Origin of the sequence: Brevundimonas sp. MYb52 (assembly GCF_002979535.1) — a bacterium.
Classification (GTDB): Bacteria; Pseudomonadota; Alphaproteobacteria; order Caulobacterales; family Caulobacteraceae; genus Brevundimonas.
The window spans coordinates 1-16,847 of record NZ_PCPB01000018.1; the positions used below are offsets into that span (position 1 = coordinate 1).

General features: G+C 67.4%; 12 protein-coding genes. All 12 read right to left on the reverse strand.

What is annotated here, in order from left to right; translation table 11 throughout:
• The coding region (locus CQ039_RS15050) for an ABC transporter ATP-binding protein (protein ID WP_146113546.1) at positions 1 to 791 on the reverse strand (791 nt) is incomplete at its 3' end.
• A gap of 2 nt (positions 792 to 793) precedes the next feature.
• Positions 794 to 1,648, reverse strand: coding sequence for an ABC transporter permease (locus tag CQ039_RS15055; RefSeq protein WP_105564486.1), 855 nt, complete (start codon positions 1,646 to 1,648; stop codon positions 794 to 796).
• Positions 1,645 to 4,236: an ABC transporter substrate-binding protein gene (locus tag CQ039_RS15060; protein WP_233190305.1), complete on the reverse strand. Its 2,592-nt coding sequence runs from the start codon at positions 4,234 to 4,236 to the stop codon at positions 1,645 to 1,647. Before CQ039_RS15060 ends, CQ039_RS15055 begins: the two co-directional genes overlap by 4 nt.
• Before the next feature lie 83 nt (positions 4,237 to 4,319).
• Positions 4,320 to 5,171: a phosphatase PAP2 family protein gene (locus CQ039_RS15065; RefSeq protein WP_105564485.1), complete on the reverse strand. Its 852-nt coding sequence runs from the start codon at positions 5,169 to 5,171 to the stop codon at positions 4,320 to 4,322.
• Positions 5,172 to 5,188: 17 nt separating this feature from the next.
• Entirely contained in the window at positions 5,189 to 6,769 is a 1,581-nt protein-coding gene (locus CQ039_RS15070) for an alkaline phosphatase (protein ID WP_105564484.1), read from the reverse strand.
• 78 nt (positions 6,770 to 6,847) lie between these two features.
• A complete protein-coding gene (locus CQ039_RS15075) occupies positions 6,848 to 9,067 on the reverse strand; it encodes a TonB-dependent receptor (RefSeq protein ID WP_105564483.1) in 2,220 nt (739 codons plus the stop codon).
• A gap of 28 nt (positions 9,068 to 9,095) precedes the next feature.
• Positions 9,096 to 10,415: an aspartate aminotransferase family protein gene (locus tag CQ039_RS15080; protein WP_105564482.1), complete on the reverse strand. Its 1,320-nt coding sequence runs from the start codon at positions 10,413 to 10,415 to the stop codon at positions 9,096 to 9,098.
• Between the two features lie 180 nt (positions 10,416 to 10,595).
• Positions 10,596 to 12,791 carry a TonB-dependent receptor gene (locus CQ039_RS15085; protein ID WP_105564481.1) on the reverse strand — a complete coding sequence of 732 codons (2,196 nt, stop codon included), beginning with the start codon at positions 12,789 to 12,791 and terminating at the stop codon, positions 10,596 to 10,598.
• A gap of 292 nt (positions 12,792 to 13,083) precedes the next feature.
• Positions 13,084 to 13,653: a cupin domain-containing protein gene (locus CQ039_RS15090; RefSeq protein WP_105564480.1), complete on the reverse strand. Its 570-nt coding sequence runs from the start codon at positions 13,651 to 13,653 to the stop codon at positions 13,084 to 13,086.
• A gap of 5 nt (positions 13,654 to 13,658) precedes the next feature.
• A complete protein-coding gene (locus CQ039_RS15095; RefSeq protein WP_105564479.1) occupies positions 13,659 to 14,945 on the reverse strand; it encodes an acetylornithine deacetylase/succinyl-diaminopimelate desuccinylase family protein in 1,287 nt (428 codons plus the stop codon).
• 10 nt (positions 14,946 to 14,955) lie between these two features.
• On the reverse strand, positions 14,956 to 16,083 hold the full coding sequence (gene leuB / locus CQ039_RS15100) for a 3-isopropylmalate dehydrogenase (protein WP_105564478.1): 1,128 nt from the start codon (positions 16,081 to 16,083) through the stop codon (positions 14,956 to 14,958).
• Complete coding sequence (locus tag CQ039_RS15105) at positions 16,067 to 16,831, reverse strand: glucose 1-dehydrogenase (RefSeq protein WP_105564477.1); 765 nt, start codon at positions 16,829 to 16,831, stop codon at positions 16,067 to 16,069. The genes leuB and CQ039_RS15105 overlap by 17 nt, the downstream gene beginning before the upstream one ends.
• Positions 16,832 to 16,847: the final 16 nt, after the last annotated feature.

The window sequence follows — 16,847 nt, forward strand, 5'->3', positions numbered from 1 at the left end:
GCCTGGGGGCGGCTGCGGCGGGTGGGGGCGTGGGTGGCGTTGGCCAGCAGGCGTTGGGAATAGGGGTGCGTCATGCCGGTGCGGATGCGCGCGACGGGGGCTTCTTCGACCAGTTCGCCGTCCTTCATCACGGCCACGCGGTCGGCGGTTTCGGCCACCACGGCCAGGTCGTGGGTGATGAGGATCAGGCCCATGCCGTCCTCGCGCACCAGCCGCTTCAGCAGGTCCAGAACCTGGGCCTGGGTGGTGACGTCCAGCGCCGTCGTCGCCTCGTCCGCGATCAGCAGTTTCGGCGTCAGGGCGATGGCGATGGCGATGGCGACGCGCTGTCGCTGGCCGCCCGACAGTTCGTGCGGATAGCGGCTGAGCGGGAAGCGTTCGGCGGGCAGGCCGACGCGGTCCAGCACGGAACGGGCGACGGCGAGGGCCTCCTTGCGCGAGGCGCCCTTGTGCAGGCGGACTGTTTCAGCGACCTGATCGCCGATGGTCATGACGGGGTTCAGGGCCGTCATCGGCTCCTGGAAGATGATGCCGACATCGCGCCCGCGCACCTTTTGCAGGGCGGCGTCGGGGGCGTTGGAGATGATCTGGCCGTTCAGGCGGATCTCGCCGGTCATCGTCGCGCGCGGCGGCGTCAGGCCCAGAACGGCCAGCGCCGTCATCGACTTGCCCGAGCCGCTTTCGCCGACCAGGCCGAGGATCTCGCCGGGGCCGACGGACAGGTTGACGTTTTTCAGGATCGGCGTCGAACCGATCGACAGGCTGAGGTCGCGGATGTCGAGGACGCTCATGGTCAACGCTCCCGCCGCACGCGCGGGTCGAACAGGTCGCGCAGGCCGTCGCCCGTCAGGCTGAGGCCCAGGACGGTCACGAAGATGGCGAGACCGGGCATGATGGCCAGCCACGGCGCGAAGCCGATCATGGTCTGGGCCTCGGCCAGCATCCGGCCCCAGCTGGGCGCGGGCGGCTGGGCGCCCAGTCCGACGTAGGAGAGGCCCGCCTCGGCGACGATGCCGACGGCGAACTGGATCGCCGCCTGCACGACCAGCAGGCTCATCAGATTGGGTAGGATGTGCTGGAGCGAGATCAGGGCCTTGGACTTGCCCGCCGTGCGCGCCGCCAGAACGTACTCGCGGGTCCATAGACCCAGGGCCGCGCCGCGCGCGACGCGGGTGAAGACGGGGATGTTGAACAGGCCGATGGCGATGATGGCGTTGATCGCGCCGGGGCCGAAGACGGCGGTGATCATCACCGCCAGCAGCAGGGCCGGGAAGGCGAAGATCAGGTCGTTGCCGCGCATGACCAGCTCATCAACCCAGCCGCCGCGCGCCGCCGCTGTCAGCCCCAGAGGCACGCCGATCCCCGCGCCGATGCCGACCGCCACCAGAGCCACGGCCAGCGAGTTCTGCGCCCCGACCATGATCATCGACAGGACGTCGCGACCGAAATGGTCCGTGCCGAACGGGTGGGCGGCGTTGGGGGCGGTCAGCTTGGCGGCGATGTCCACCGCCTCGACGTCATAGGGCGTCCAGATGAAGGCGATCAGGGCGGTCGCCAGGACCACGGCGGTCAGCACGGCGCCGACGATCAGAGACAGGGGCCAACGCACGCGGGCCTTGGCGACGGGGATGGCGGGGGCGTCGGTCATGCGCGGCGTCCCCTCAGGCGCGGATCGGCGAACAGATAGGCGAGGTCGATCAGGAAGCTGACCAGAACTACGGCGAAGACCAGAACCACCACCACGCTCTGCACCACGATCAGGTCGCGCTGGGTGATGGCCTGGAACACCAGTCGGCCGAGGCCGGGCAGGGAGAAGACGTTCTCGATGATGATGCCGCCCGCCAGCAGGAAGGGGAACTGCAGGCCGAGGATGGTCAGGACCGGAATCCAGGCGTTCCTCAGGGCGTGACGCCACAGGGCCTGATTGACCGACAGCCCCTTGGCGCGGGCGGTGCGAACATAGTCCTCGTTCATTGTGTCGAGCAGGGCGGTGCGCAGGACGCGGGCGAGGATGGCGGCCTGCGGCGCGGCCAACGCCACGGCGGGCAGGATCAGGGCCTTGAAGGCGGGCCAGAAGCCCTGGCCCCAGCCGGGGAAGCCGCCCGCCGAGAACCAGCCGAGGTTCACCGAGAACAGCAGGATCAGCAGCATGGCGATCCAGAAGTTGGGCAGGGCGACGCCGACTTGCGTGACGCCGATCAGGCCGGTGTCGATGGCCGTGCCGCGTCGGCTGGCGGCCATGACGCCAATGGGCAGGGCGACGGTCAGCGACAGGACGGTGGCCATCAGGGCCAGGGGCGCCGACACCGCCAGACGTTCCGCGATCAGGCCGCCGACCGGCACCTGATAGGTGTAGCTGGTCCCGAACTTTCCGGTCAGCAGGTCGCCGAGCCAGGCGAAGTAGCGCTCCAGGCCCGAGCCTTCGAGGCCCATCTGCTGGCGCAGGGCGGCGATGCTTTCGGGGCTGGCGTTCAGCCCCATCATGTAGCTGGCCGGATCGCCCGGCACGACCTGCAGCAGCAGGAAGATGACCACGGTGGCCGCCAGCAGGGTCAGGGCGTGGCCGCCCAGCTTCTTCAGCAGCCAGGCTGCGCCGAAGCGCCAGGCGACGAAGGCCAGCAGGGCGACGCCTGCGATCAGGCTGATCCAGCCCCAGGGCAGGCCGCCGCTCGCGCGTTCGGCGCTGGCGGTCTCAGCCGCGCCCGCGCCGGTCCATCCGGCCCCGGTGACGTCGTTGGCGGCGATGGGACCGTTGATCCACAGGCCGTTCACGTCGGCCTTCCACACGCCGATGCGCGAGGACTGGAACAGGAAGCCGTTGACCGCGTCATCGGCGATGCGGCGTTGCAGGTCGCCCAGCAGACGCAGGCGCGTCGGCTCGTCCGGGGCGGCGTTCACCTGGGCCAGCAGGGCGTCGAAGGCCGGGCTGTCGTAGCCGAAGTAGTAGTCCTTGCGGCCGTAGATGTCGTAGTCCATCGGCTCGACGTGCTCGACGATGGTCAGGTCGAACTGGCGGCGCTTGAATACCTGGTCCAGCCACTGGGCCCACTCCAGATTCTCGATCTTCGCGCGGATGCCCGCCTGGGCCAGTTGCGAGATCAGCACTTCGCCGCTGCGCCGGGCGTAGGGGCGAGGCGGCAGGCGCAGCGTTACGTCGATGCCGTTCGGATAGCCCGCCTCGGCCAGCAGTCGCCGCGCCTTGGCGGGATCGTGGGGATAGAGGCCGGTCAGGTCGACATAGCCCGGCGCCTGACGCGAATAGTGGCTGCCGATCGGCTGGCCGAAGCCGAACATGGCCCCCTGGATCAGGGCGTCGCGGTCGATGGCGTAGGACAGGGCGCGGCGTACCCGCACGTCGTTGAACGGCGCCTTGGTGTTGTTGATGCCCAGAATGACCTTGCCCTCCGACGCGCCGACGACGACGCGGAAGCGCGGGTCGCGCTGGAACTGGGCCACGTTCTCGGGCGCCGGATAGTTGGGGAAGGCGTCCACGTCGCCGGCGCTGACGGCGGCGAAGGCGGCGGTCGGGTCGCTGATGAAGCGGAAGACGACGGTGTTCAGACGCGGCGCGGCGCCCCAGTAGCCGTCGCGGCGCACCAGGGTCAGCTGGCTGCCGCGTTGCCAGGCTTGCAGCGTGAACGGGCCGGTGCCGACCGGGTTAACGGCGTTGGTCGCAGCGCTCTTGGGCGAGACCATGACCGCGTCGCCCCAGGCCAGGACATAGGAAAGGGTCGCCATGGGGCGCGACAGGCGGATGCGCAGGGTCGCCGGATCGACGACCTCGACGGATCGGGTCGGCGCGAACAGGGCCTTTTGCGCGTTGGTCGAGCCCTCGGCGGTGATGCGGTCCAGCGAGAACTTGGCCACCGAGGCGTCGAAGGGCGAACCGTCCGAGAAGGTGACGCCGCGCCGCAGATGGAAGGTCCAACTGAGGCCGTCGGGCGCGGCCTCCCACGACTCGGCCAGTGCCGGGGCGACGGCGCCGTTCTGGGTCAGTTTGGTAAGGCCCTCGAAGACGTTGCCATAGACGACTTCATCCACCGCCGCCGCGGCGCCCGAGGTCGGGTCGAGGTTGGGGGGCTCAAGCGGCAGGCCCAGCACCAGACGGTCGCGGGGGGCAGCCTGGGCGCTGTGCGAACCCAGGGGCGCGAACATCGTCAGGACGACAAGCAGCGCCGTCGCCAGCAGCGACCGCTGCAGCCAAGTCCTTGCGCCTCTCGCTACGCCCTTGTTCACGCCGTCTTGCCTCCCCGTTTCGACCGCTGATCTTCGTCAGCCTACGTCATTCGTTTTCGATCGCATCACTCAATATGGGCAGCTCACCAGGGCTGGCGGGCCAGCGAGGCGGGACAGGCGGCTGTGGCCTCGGTCACGGCGGCGCGGGCGGCCTCGAACTCGACCTTGGCCTTGGCGAAGTCGGCCTGGAAGGCAGGATCGGCCTTCAGCCGCGTGACGATGGTCGCGCCGACGATGCGACCGGCCTCGACGTCGCTGGCGTAGTGGACGCCGCAGACCGCGCGGCTTTCGCCGTAGGCCAGGCCGCGACGCAGGATCTGATCGGCGCGGTCGGGCGCCAGCTCGGCCAGCACCAGCGACCATGCCCAGCCGAGGGCCGAGTGGCCGGACGGATAGGAGCCGCTGGCCCCCAGCCAGCTTTCCGGCGCGATGCAGGTCGGCAGGGATTCGACTACGAAGGGCCGCTTGCGGAAGTAGCCCTTCTTGGCCGGGGTCTGGATCATTTCCAGATCGCCCAGCATCTTGCCCATCAGCAGGGTCAGGGTCGGCATCTTCTCGGGCTCGAACTTGAAGCCCAGGGCGCAGTCGAAGGCGCGCGGCGCGCCGGGCGTCTCGATCTCGTTGTCGGCGCGGGCGATGTCCCAGCGTTCGGTCCCTTCCAGGGCGCGCATCTGGCGATAGGCGGCGATGTCGGCCTGTTCGCGCAGCGAGCCCTCGGCGGGCGGCGGCGGCAGGAAGTTGGCGGCGTTGGGCGTGTTCTCGGCGGTCAGATAGCCGTGCGGATGGTCGCGGAAGCCGGTCCAGAAGGTCACCGGGCCAGCGGCCGGAATGGCCGCGACGGCTTGCGGCGCCTCGACCTGACCGGCGCAGCCGCCGAGGACGAGGGCGGCGGCGAAGGCGGCGGCGCTGATCCGAACGAAGGGCTTGGGCTGCATGGGGGAACTCCTGAAAATCATGCTTCGACGGCGCCGGGCTTGCCAGCCTCGACCACCCAGGACCTGAGCGTCGAGATCGAAGCGTTCGGATCGCGCACGTCGGATATGGCGCGATAGCGGGTGCTCATACGGTCACGCTCGACGTCTATGGCCATATAGCCGCGCACGCGACTGTCGAAGAATTTGACCTGGGGGTTGTTCGGCATGGTGGCCATCAGGCCGTCATAGGTCGGGCCGGTCGAGGTGATGGAGGTGCCGACGAACTCGGTCGCCAGGGTCGGCGAGCCGGGATCGCGGCTGTCGGCCTTGACGTCATTGGTCCAGAAGGAATGGTAGTCGCCGCTGAGGACGACCGGGTTCTGCGGCTTGATGGCGGCCAGGGCGCCGGTCAGACGGTCGCGGGCGGCGGGGAAGCCGTCCCAGGTGTCGGTCCAGTAGCGCGGCTCGGAGCCGTCGGCGCCGCCGAGGCGCAGGCCCGCCATCACCAGGTTCTGACCCAGGATGTTCCAGCGGGCCTTTGACTGGGCCAGGTTGTCGTAGAGCCAGCGCTCCTGCTCGAAGCCGAGGAAGGTGCGCGACGGGTCGAGGCGGTCGGTGCAGGTCGCGTCGGCGACGATCTGGCCCTTGCCGCCGTTGGCGCCGTCGCTGCACGGCTGTTTCGAGCGATACTGTCGCCCGTCCAGCATGAAGAACTCGGCCAGCTGGCCATAGCGGACGCGGCGATAGATGGGCATCTGCATGGCCGCCGACAGCTGTGTACGGCGGATCGGCATGGCCTCGAAGAAGGCCTGATAGGCGGCGGCGCGGCGTTGCAGGAAGTCGCGCGGCGAGACGCCGGAGACCTTTGACCAGACGCCGGAATAGTCGTCCTGAACCTCGTGGTCGTCCCAGACGGCGAGGCAGGGGGCGGCGGCGTGCAGGCGCTGCAGATTGGCGTCGGTGCGGTGCAGGGCGTAGCGGTTGCGATAGCCCGCCAGGGTCGTGGCTTCCTCAAGGTTGTAGGGGCGCACCACCTGATCGGCGCGGTCCGGCCCCAGGCTGTATTCATAGATGTAGTCGCCCAGGAACAGGGTCAGGTCGGGGGCCTCATCGGCCATGTGGCCATAGGCGCTGAAATAGCCGCGCTCCCAGTGGGAGCAGGAGGCGACGGCCAGCCGCAGCTTGTCCAGATGCGCGCCGGCGGCGGGCGTGGTGCGGGCGCGACCGGCCGGGCTCTGCTGGCCCTGGGCGGTGAAGCGATACCAGTAGGGGCGGTCGGCACGCAGGCCCGCGACCTCGACGTGCACGCTGTGGGCGGCGTCGGCGCTGGCGAGGACCTGGCCCGAGGCGGCGATGCGGCGGAACTGATCGTCCGCAGCGACCTCCCAGTGAACGGGGACGGGCGCGGACAGGCCGCCCATGCCGTCGGCGGCCAGGGGATCGGCCGCCAGACGGGTCCAGATAACGAAGCCGTCGGGAGCCGGATCGCCGCTGGCGACGCCGAGCGGGAACAGATAGGCGCCGCCTGCCTGGGCCCGACCGAAGCTGAGCACCGCAGGCGCGACGACCAGGCCCGTCAGCAGGGCGCGGCGATCAAGGCGGGAGGACGGGAAACTCATGAAACAGACGGTCCGCGAGAAACGGGAAAAAGCGGGGGCGAGCCGACCGAAGCCGACCCGCCCCTTCGGGGAAGAGGGTTAGAAGTCCATCGACAGGCGCACGCCGTAGGTGCGGCCCTGGCTGGGCGAGGTGGTCGGACGAGCCGAGCCGTTGAAACCGTTGCGGGTCTCTTCGTAGTAGGTGTTGAAGAGGTTGCGGCCCCACAGACCGACACGCCAGTTGGCGCCAGTCGGGGCGACGCTGAAGTTGGCGTTCCACAGCCAGTAGGCGTCGATGATCGAAGAGGAACTGACCGAATACAGCTCGTCGCGATAGTTGTAGTTGGTCTCGGCGCGCAGCTCCCACCCGGCCATTTCCCAGTCATAGGCGACCGAACCGCCGTAGTTCATCTTGGGGAAGGACAGGCGTTCGCCGGAGCGGTCGTTGGTGATGATGATGTCCCAGGGGCCGTCCGGCGGGTTGGCGGCGTCGGTCTTGGCGCCGTCGATGGCGTTGTATTCATCATACTCGCCGGTCTTGTAGCCGATGTTCTGGCTTATGGTCAGGCCGTCCAGCGGCGCCCAGGTCAGCTCGATCTCGCCGCCGTAGATGTGCGACTTGGGCACATTGGTGATCTTGCCCAGGCGGCCGGTCAGGCGGTCGTATTCCAGGCCCTGAACCTGCTGGTCCTTGTAGTCGTAGTAGAAGAGGGCGCCGTTCAGACGCAGGCGGCGGTCGAACAGGTCCGACTTGATCCCGGCCTCATAGGCGATGACGATTTCCGGCTTGAACGGGGTCGCCGAGGTGGCGTTGTAGGTGGTGAAACCGCCCGACTTCACCCCGCGCGCCACGCTGGCGTAGAAGAGGGCGTCGTCGGTCAGCTTGTATTCCAGACCCAGGCGACCCGAGACCTCGTTCAGGTCGGTGTCGTAGCTGGTGGTCGGCGGGGGCGGATTGGGGGCGACGAAGGTGCCGCCGCTGTCCAGGGTCCGCTCTTCCGTTTCCCAGCGTAGGCCGGCGATCAGGTTCAGCCGCTCATTCACCTGATAGGAGTTGTGGGTGAAGATGCCGAAGGCCGACACCGACTGGCCATAGCCGGTGTTGATCAGGTTCGCGTTGCCCCGGAAGTTTGTATAGAAGCCGCCGTCGATGCTCTCGTCAGCATAGTGGGCGCCGACCATCCAACTGAGCGGACCGTCGCCGTTGGAGCTCAGACGCAGTTCCTGAGCAAAGACGTCAATGTCATTGTAGAAGAAGACGTTCGACTCGTTGAAGCGCGTGCTGTCCCAGTCGTTGAACTCGCTGCGCGAGAAGGTCTGATAGGCGGTGATCGAGGTCAGATCAGCCCAGCCCAGGTTGGCCTTGATGCGGGCGCTGACGTCGAAGCCGTCGTTGTCGCGGAACGGCTTGGCGTTCAGGCCGACCCCGGCCACAGCGGCCATGGCAGGCGAGATGCCCCAGCCGGTGATGCGCCAGGCGGTGTCCTTGGGATAGGTCACGGCGCCGCCCGAGACGGTGTAGGGGCCAAGCAGGCGGAAGCCGCGTCCGTCCGACTTGTCGACCGAATAGGTGGCGGCCAGATCGACGGTCAGGTCTTCGCTGGCGTCCCAGGTCAGACGGCCGCGCACGGCGGTCTTGTTGAGGTCGCCCAGCTTCTCGCCGGTGTCGCGGTGATACTGCCAGGCGCCGCCCTGTTCGGTGACGGCGGCCAGACGGCCCAGCAGGTTGGGCGCGATCTGACCCGAGACATAGCCCTCGACCTTGTAGCGGTCGTAGCTGCCATATTCGGCGTTGAAGCCGGCCTGGAAGTCGGCGGTCGGGGCGTTGGTGATGATATTGACGGCGCCGCCGGTGGTGTTGCGGCCATAGAGGGTGCCCTGCGGTCCGCGCAGGACTTCCATGCGGGCGATGTCGAACAGGGCGCCTTGGGTGGTCACCGTATAGGGGTGGGCCACTTCATCGACATAGATGCCGACGGTCGAGGCGTTGTTCGAGGAGTATTCACGCGCGCCGATGCCGCGAATGCGGAACTGGGGCTGGCCGCCGCCGAACTGGCTGTCGACCTCCATATTGGGGACGGCGTTCTCCAGGTCGTTGACGACCGAGATGCCTTTTTCGTCCAGTTGTTCGCCGCCGATGACGCTGAGCGAAACACCGACATCCTGGCTGGCCTGCTCGCGACGTTGAGCGGTGACGATGATCTCACCAATCGTCGTGGCTTGATGATTGTTGTTATTTGAAGTCGATTGAGCGTTTGCGACAGAAGATGCTGCAATCGTCAGAACGCTGATGGAAGCACTTAGCAGTAACTTTTTCATTGGTTCCCCCTCGTCGGTACGTCTTGTTTTAAGGCGTGCGGCGAATGATCTGTGATAGATGATCGATCAACTTATCGATCTGCGCGCGGCTGATAATCAAAGGAGGCGACAGCGCGATGACATCTCCGGTTACTCGAACCAAAATCCCTTCGTCGAAGGCGGCGTGGAAGACCGCTGTGGCCCGCGCGCCCGGCGCATCAGGGCGGGGCGCCAGTTCGACCGCGGCGACCATGCCCAGGTTGCGGATGTCGATGACGTTCGGCAGGCCCTTCAGACCGTGCACGGAGTCCTCCCAATAGGGGGCCATGTCGCTGGCGCGCTGGAACAGGCCTTCGGTCTCATAGACATCCAGCGTCGCCAGCCCGGCGGCGGCGGCCAGGGGGTGGCCGGAATAGGTATAACCGTGGAAGAATTCGATGCCGGGTGCGGCGGCCTGATTGACCACGGCGTCGTAGATCTCGCTGCGCACCCCGACTGCGCCCATCGGCACGGCGCCGTTGGTCAGACCCTTGGCGCAGACCAGGAGATCGGGGATGACGCCCAGGGTTTCAGACGCGGTCGCGCCGCCGACGCGGCCGAAGCCGGTGATGACCTCGTCGAAGATCAGCAGGATGCCGTGCTGGCGGGTGATCTCGCGCAGGCGCTCCAGATAGCCGACCGGCGGCACGATGACGCCCGCCGAGCCCGACAGGGGCTCGACGATGACGGCGGCGATGGTTTCGGCGCCATGCTCAGCGATCAGGACTTCCAGTTCGTCGGCCAGATGCCCGCCCCAGGTCGGCTGGCCGCGCGAGAAGGCGGCTTCATCCAGGTTCAGGGTGTGCGACAGGTGATCGACACCGGGCAGGGTGGGGAAGCCGCGCCGGTTGTTCTCAAGCCCGCCCACGGAAATGCCGCCGAAGCCGACGCCGTGATAGCCCTTCTGCCGGCCGATCAGGCGGGTGCGTTCGGGATGACCCTTGGCCTGCTGATAGGCCAGGGCGATCTTGAGGGCCGTATCGACCCCCTCGGAGCCTGAACCGGCGAAGAAGACATGGTCGATGTCGGCGGGGAAGAGCATCCCCAGCCGGGCCGCCAACTCGAACACCAGGGGATGGCCCAGTTGGAAGGTCGGGGCGTAGTCGAGCACCTCGGCCTGACGCTGAATGGCCTCGACGATGGGTTTGCGCGCGTGGCCGGCGTTGACGCACCACAGGCCGGCCGTGCCGTCCAGGATCGGGCGACCGTCGGGGGTGAAGTAGTGCATGTCCTTGGCCGAGGCCAACAGGCGCGGTTGGGCCTTGAAGCTGCGGTTCGCGGTGAACGGCATCCAGAAGGGATCAAGGTCGTTGGCGGCCCGTGCGGTCATGCATGCATCCTTTCGAGGCGACCAGTAGTCCTTGAACGGTCGAGGAAGGAAAGACTGTTATTGGTTCGGCCTAACCTGCTGATTTTGCGTCAATAGGAGGCGTGTCGATCAGGAAAGTGGGCGCCCTGATCAGGGGCGGGCTGGAAGGCGTACGGACACCTTCCAGCCCGGCGGCGGCGCTCAATACTGCAGGCTGAGACGCGCGCCGATGGTGCGGGGCCGACCCGGCTGAGCGATGTCGGCGCTGGTGAAGAAGTTGCGCGTCAGGTCGTATTCCTGATCGAACAGGTTGCGCGCCCAGAAGGTGACGGACCAGTTGGCCGTCTCTGGTCCCACGGTCACGCTGGCGTTGGCCAGCCAGTAGGCCTCGACGTCATACTTGGGCCCCAGCCACGACGGGTATTCGTCGCGATAGGAGTAGTTGGTCTCGGCAGTGACGGCGAAGCCGCTGACGGTCCAATCATAGCTGATCGAACCGGCGTAGCTCCAAGCGGGGAAGAGGATGGGGTCGCCCGCCTTGTCGTCATAGATGGCCATGTTGGCGGCGCGCGACGCGGGGACGTCGAGGGCTTCGTACTCGTCATATTCGCCCTTCTTGTAGCTGAGCGATTGACTGATGCGCAGGCCCTGGATCGGCTTCAGCACCGCCTCCAGCTCAGCGCCCCAGATGTGGGACGACGGCACATTGGTAAAGCGTCCAACCGGGCCGTTGGCCCCCCAGACCGCCGACAGCACCTGCTGGTCGGTATAGTCGTAGTAATAGGCCGCGCCGTTGAGCTGGAAGGCGCGCGACGGATCGGCCTTGAAGCCCACTTCGTAGGCCCAGAGGATTTCCGGGTTGAAGGGTTCGATGCCGCTGCGGTTGCCGGTGTTGTAGGTGGTGAAGCCGCCCGACTTGGCGCCCCGGCTGGCCGAGCCGTAGATCAGCAGGTTGTCGGTCGGTTTGAACTCCAGCGCCGCCTTGCCGGTCAGGGGGGTCATCTTGGTGTCGACCGTGGTCGGCGGCAGGGCGGTGGCGCCGCCGAAGGCCGAGCCGAAGCCCTGGAGCTCGCGGGTTTCTTCCTCGTAGCGCAGACCCAGTATGGCCTTCAGCTTGTCGGTGAAGGCGTATTCCGCCTGCCCGAACAGGCTCCATGACTCGACCGTCTGGTCGTAGGTGACCTGAGCGTAGGTGCCGTAGATGTCGATGAAGTCCGAGAAGTAGCGCTCGTTCAGGTCCTGCTTGGAATAGTAGAAGCCGGCGACCCAGGTCAGGTCGCTGTCATTGTCCGAGGCCAGGCGCAGTTCCTGAGACAGCACGTCCACGTCGCTGCCGAAGAAGGTGTCGGCTTCAACCGAGGCGCTGGAGTCCCAGTCGCCGTATTCGCTGCGGTCCAGGGTCTCGTAGCTGGTGATGCTGGTCAGGTTCATGCCCTTGAGCGCCAGGTTGGCGTTCAGCGACGTGCCCCAGGACGAGTTGTCCCGACCTGGCTTGGCGTTGACGTCACGGCCGATCGAGGCGGCGAAGCGAGGGGACAGGCCCCAGCCGGTCTTGGAGTGGTCCTTGTCGGCGGGGATGAGCGGGCCGGTTCCGCCGCGCGTGCGCAGGTCGCTGAGCAGGTAGAGGCCCTGGTTTTCGGACTTGTCGATGCCGCCGTGGACGTCCAGCAGCAGCGACAGGCTTTCGCTGGGGTCCCAGGCCAGCAGGGCGCGGGCGCCGGTGCGGTCGGCGTCGCCGAGCGATTCGCCGGTCGTACGGTTGCGCTGCCAGGCGCCGCCCTGTTCTGTCGAGACGGCCAGGCGGCCGCGCAGTCCGCCCGCCAGCGGACCGGAGACGTGGCCCTCGGCGCGGAACAGGTCGTGGCTGCCCCACTCGGTCATCAGGCCGGCTGACAACTCCTCGGTCGGGCGCTTGGTGACGAAGCTGATGGCCCCGCCGGTGGTGTTGCGGCCGTAGAGGGTGCCCTGCGGACCACGCAGGACCTCGACGCGATCGATGTCGAAGATCAGGCCCTGGGTCATGACCGGGACCGGATAGGCGACCTCGTTCACATAGACGCCGACGGTGGGCGAGTTGTTGGAGGCGTAGTCCTGGAAGCCGACGCCGCGCATGCGGAACTGGGCCGCGCCGCCGCCGAAGGCAGGTTCGACCTCCAGATTGGGCGTGGCGTTCTGAAGCTGGTTGACGTTGGTGATGCCCTGTTGCGTCAGGCTTTCGCCGCTGAGGACGCTGAGGGCGATACCGACGTCCTGGGCCGCCTGTTCGCGGCGCTGGGCCGTGACGATGACTTCGTCGATCGTCGTGGCGCGGTCAGGCGGGGCCTGCTGGGCCATGGCGGTGGTGGAACACAGGGCTGCGAGCGCCCCAACGGATACGCTGACCAAAAGACGATTCATCGTCTCATCCCTCCCATGACGCCGCGTGGACCGTTCTCAGCGGTCTTGCTGCGGCTGCGAACGGAACAGTGGTTCCGTCCTTCCTGCATCTATCCTCGGCCTCAAAAATTGTGCAACGCAGCAAGCGTCGCTATTTGCCTGACGGCTTCCCGGTGTCATCCCTTTGTCACGCACGAAGTAGCTGGCGAAATGAGATCCTCGGCAAGACTGTTTCTTGAGGGGGCCAATTCGCTGACAAATCGAGGATTTATATTTTTCTTGCTCAGTATTCCGATCAATCGCAACGCGGTCGTCAGAAGGTGGGCGGCGTGCAGGCGCTGATGACGACGCAGGGGGTGTCGCCGACATTGCGGAATCGGTGCGGCAGGGTGCTGGGAAACAGATAGCCGTCGCCCGCTTTGAGCACTCGCGATTGGCCGTCGACGGTGACTTCCAGGCGACCGGAAATGATCAATCCGCCTTCCTCGCCCTCGTGGGACAGCATCACGCGCCCGCTGTCCGAACCAGGCTGATAGGTCTCGTGCAGGATCTGCAGGCTGCTGTCCTGGCCCGAGCCGAGCTGGCGGTAGGAGACCTCGCCGCGCGAGATGTCGGTCAGTTCGTCGTGGCGATAGAAGTGCTTGGTCGGGGTCTCGAACTCGGAGCTGAAGAACTCGCCGAGCGACACCCCCGCCGCATCCAGCAGGCGCTTCAGCGAGCCGACTGAGGGGCTGGTGCGGCCGCTTTCGACCAGGCTGACGGTGCTGGACGGCACGCCTGCCTTTCGCGCCAGAGCGCGCTGCGACAGGCCGAGGCGGTCGCGAAGGGCGCGCAGGCGCGGCCCGATGATGTTGTCGCCGTCGTCTCCGTCTCCGCGCGCCATCTCACTCATCCTCGCTTGCGGGTCAGCAGGTCATAGGCCGCGCGGGCCATGACCTTGGCCGAGTTGGTCATGTCGTCGATGCCGACCCATTCGTCGGGCTGGTGCGCCAGGTCGAGCACGCCGGGGCCATAGGCGATGCAGTCCTTCAGCTTGCCGATGCGGTCGATGTGCTTCTGATCATAGGTGCCGGGCGAACAGACGAACTGGGCCTTCTTACCCAGCACAGTCTCGATGGCGGCGGCGGTGGTGCTGGCGACCGGGCCGTCGCGGTCGGCCATGCTGGGCGCCACCTGGAACAGGTCGCGCATCTCATAGCGGAAGCCGTGGCGCTGGGCCGCCAGGCCGTCGAGGATGGCCTTCACCTCGCCCTTCACGTCGTCCAGCGTCTCCTCGATCAGGAAGCGGCGGTCGATGATCATGCGGCTGGAATCGGCGACGCAGGGCGCGGGCAGGCCGTCAAAGCCCTCGGCTTGGCCGCCGTGGATGGAATTGATGTTCATCGTCGACTGACGGGCGCCTTCCGGCACGACCGGCATGTCGGAATGGCGGGCGGCCATGGCGGGATAGAGCTTGCTCTCGAACTCCTCCATCACCGCGCCCATGTGGCGGATGGCCGAGTCGCCCAGGAAGGGCATGGAGCCGTGGGCGATGCGGCCCTTGGTCTCGATCTCGGCCCACCAGACGCCGCGGTGGCCGATGCAGACCCGGTCCACGTTCAGCGGCTCGGGGATGATGACGTGGTTGACGCGGGGCTCCGAGAACCAGCCGCGCTCGGCCAGATAGGCGACGCCGCCATAACCGCCCGACTCCTCGTCCACCGTGCCGGAAATCTCCAGCGCGCCGGGCAGGGGCAGGCCGGAATCGATCAAGGCCTCGACGGCGATGATGGAGGCGGCCAGGCCCCCCTTCATGTCGCAGGCGCCCCGGCCATAGACCTTGCCGTCCTTCACCTCGCCGCCGAAGGGATCGACGGTCCAGCCGGCCCCGACCTCGACCACGTCGATATGGCTGTTGAAGTGGACGCAAGGCCCCGGTTCGGAGCCGGTCCAGCGGGCGATGACGTTGGTGCGGGGATATTTGTCGCTGTCGCCGGGCGAGCCCTCGCCGCGCACATATTCAACGGTGAAGCCGCGTTTCTTCAGCCGCTCGCCAATGTATTCGGCGCAGGGGCGATAGGCCTCGCCCGGCGGATTGACGGTGGGAAAACGGATCAGGTCCTGGGTCAGGGCGACCAGGTCGTCGGTGCGGCCGTCGATTAGCTCCATGACGGTCTGCAAGGTGGGGGCGCTCATCGGTCGGACCTCACTGGGACGCTGACAGGTGGTCGAGCGCGGCCAGCACCGCCTCGGTCATCTGAAGGGTGGAGACGGGGGCGACGCCGGCTTCGGCGATATCCGGGGTGCGGACGCCCTGGGCCACGACGCGGCGCACCGCGCGTTCCAGCAGGTCGGCCTGTTCCGGGGCGTTGAAGGAGTGGCGCAGGCACAGGGCGAAGGACAGGATGGTGCCAATGGGATTGGCGACGCCCTGTCCCGCGATGTCGGGCGCCGAGCCGTGGATCGGCTCATAGAGGGCGCGGCTGCGGCCGGGGTTTTCCAGCCCTGACAGCGATGCCGAGGGCAGCAGGCCCAGCGACCCGGTCAGGGCGGCCGCCGCATCCGACAGGATGTCGCCGAACAGGTTGTCGGTGACAATGACGTCGAACTGGGCGGGGCGGCGGACCAGTTGCATGGCGCAGTTGTCGGCGTACATATGGCTGAGTTCCACGTCGGGATAGTCGGCGGCGACCTCGCTGGCTACGGTGCGCCACAGGGCGCCCGTCTCCATGACATTGGCCTTGTCCACCGAGCAGACACGGCCCTGACGACCGCGCGCGATCTCGAAGGCGACGCGACAGACGCGGGCGATCTCGGCCTCGGTGTAGGCCTGGGTGTCATAGGCGCGGCGCTGGCCGTCGGGGCTGACTTCGTTGGCGCGGGGCAGGCTGAAATAGACCCCCGCCGTGGCCTCACGCACGATCAGGATGTCGAGGCCGCGGATCAGGTCGGGCTTCAGCGCCGAGGCGTCCAGCAGTTCGTCGAAACAGACGGCGGGGCGCAGGTTGGCGTAGAGGTCCAGCGCCTGACGCAGCCGCAGAATGCCCATCTCGGGCCGCTGGGCGCGGGGCAGGTGGTCCCACTTGGGTCCGCCGACTGCGCCGAACAGGACGGCGTCAGAGGCCAGCGCCTGCTCCACCACGTCCTCGGCGACCGGCGCGCCCACGGCGTCGATGCTGGCCCCTCCGGCCAGTCCCTCGCTCAGTTCAATTCGCAGCCCGGCGTTCCGGGCAAACCAGTCGGCGACGCGCAGGGTCTCACGGATGATCTCCGGCCCGATGCCGTCGCCCGGTAGGACGAGCAGCTTGAAGGGGCGGTCAGATGCAGCGGCCACCGTCCACCTCCATGGCCACGCCGGTGATCATCGAGGCGTCGTCCGAACAGAGGAAGGCGGCGGCGGCGCCCATGTCCTCGGGCGTCGAGAAGCGGCCGATGGGGATGGAGGCCAGGAACTTGGCCCGCACCTCGGGCGTGTCGGCGCCCATGAAGGTCTTCAGCAGGGGGGTGTCGCCCGCCACCGGGTTCAGCGCGTTCACGCGGATCTGGAAGGGCGCCAGTTCGACCGCCATGGCCCGCGTCGCCGTGATGACCCAGCCCTTGGAGGCGTTGTACCAGGTCAGGTTGGGCCGGGGGCTGACGCCGCCCGTCGAGGCGATGTTGAGAATGGCGCCGGACCCTTGCGCCTTCATCGCCGGGACGAAGGCCTTCGACATCAGATAGATGGAGCGCATGTTGACGTTGGCGATGCGGTCGAACATCTCGTCCGACAACTCGTCCAGCGGCTGGGGCGTGTGGCCGACGCCGGCGTTGTTGACCACGATGTCGACCCCGCCCAGCAAGCGATTGGCGGTCTCGGCCAGTGCGGCGACATCGGCGGCGCTGGACACATCGACCTGTACGCCCAGTTCCGCGTCGCCCAGTTCAGCGGCCAGGACGCGGGCTGCGTCGCCGTTCAGGTCGGCGACGATGACGCGGGCGCCTTCCTCGGCGAAGCGACGCGCGATGCCGGCGCCGAAGCCGGAGGCCCCGCCCGTGACGATCGCTCGCTTGCCCTCCAGCCGCTTCGATCTGTTCTCCCCCAAGACGCTACTCCCTGTG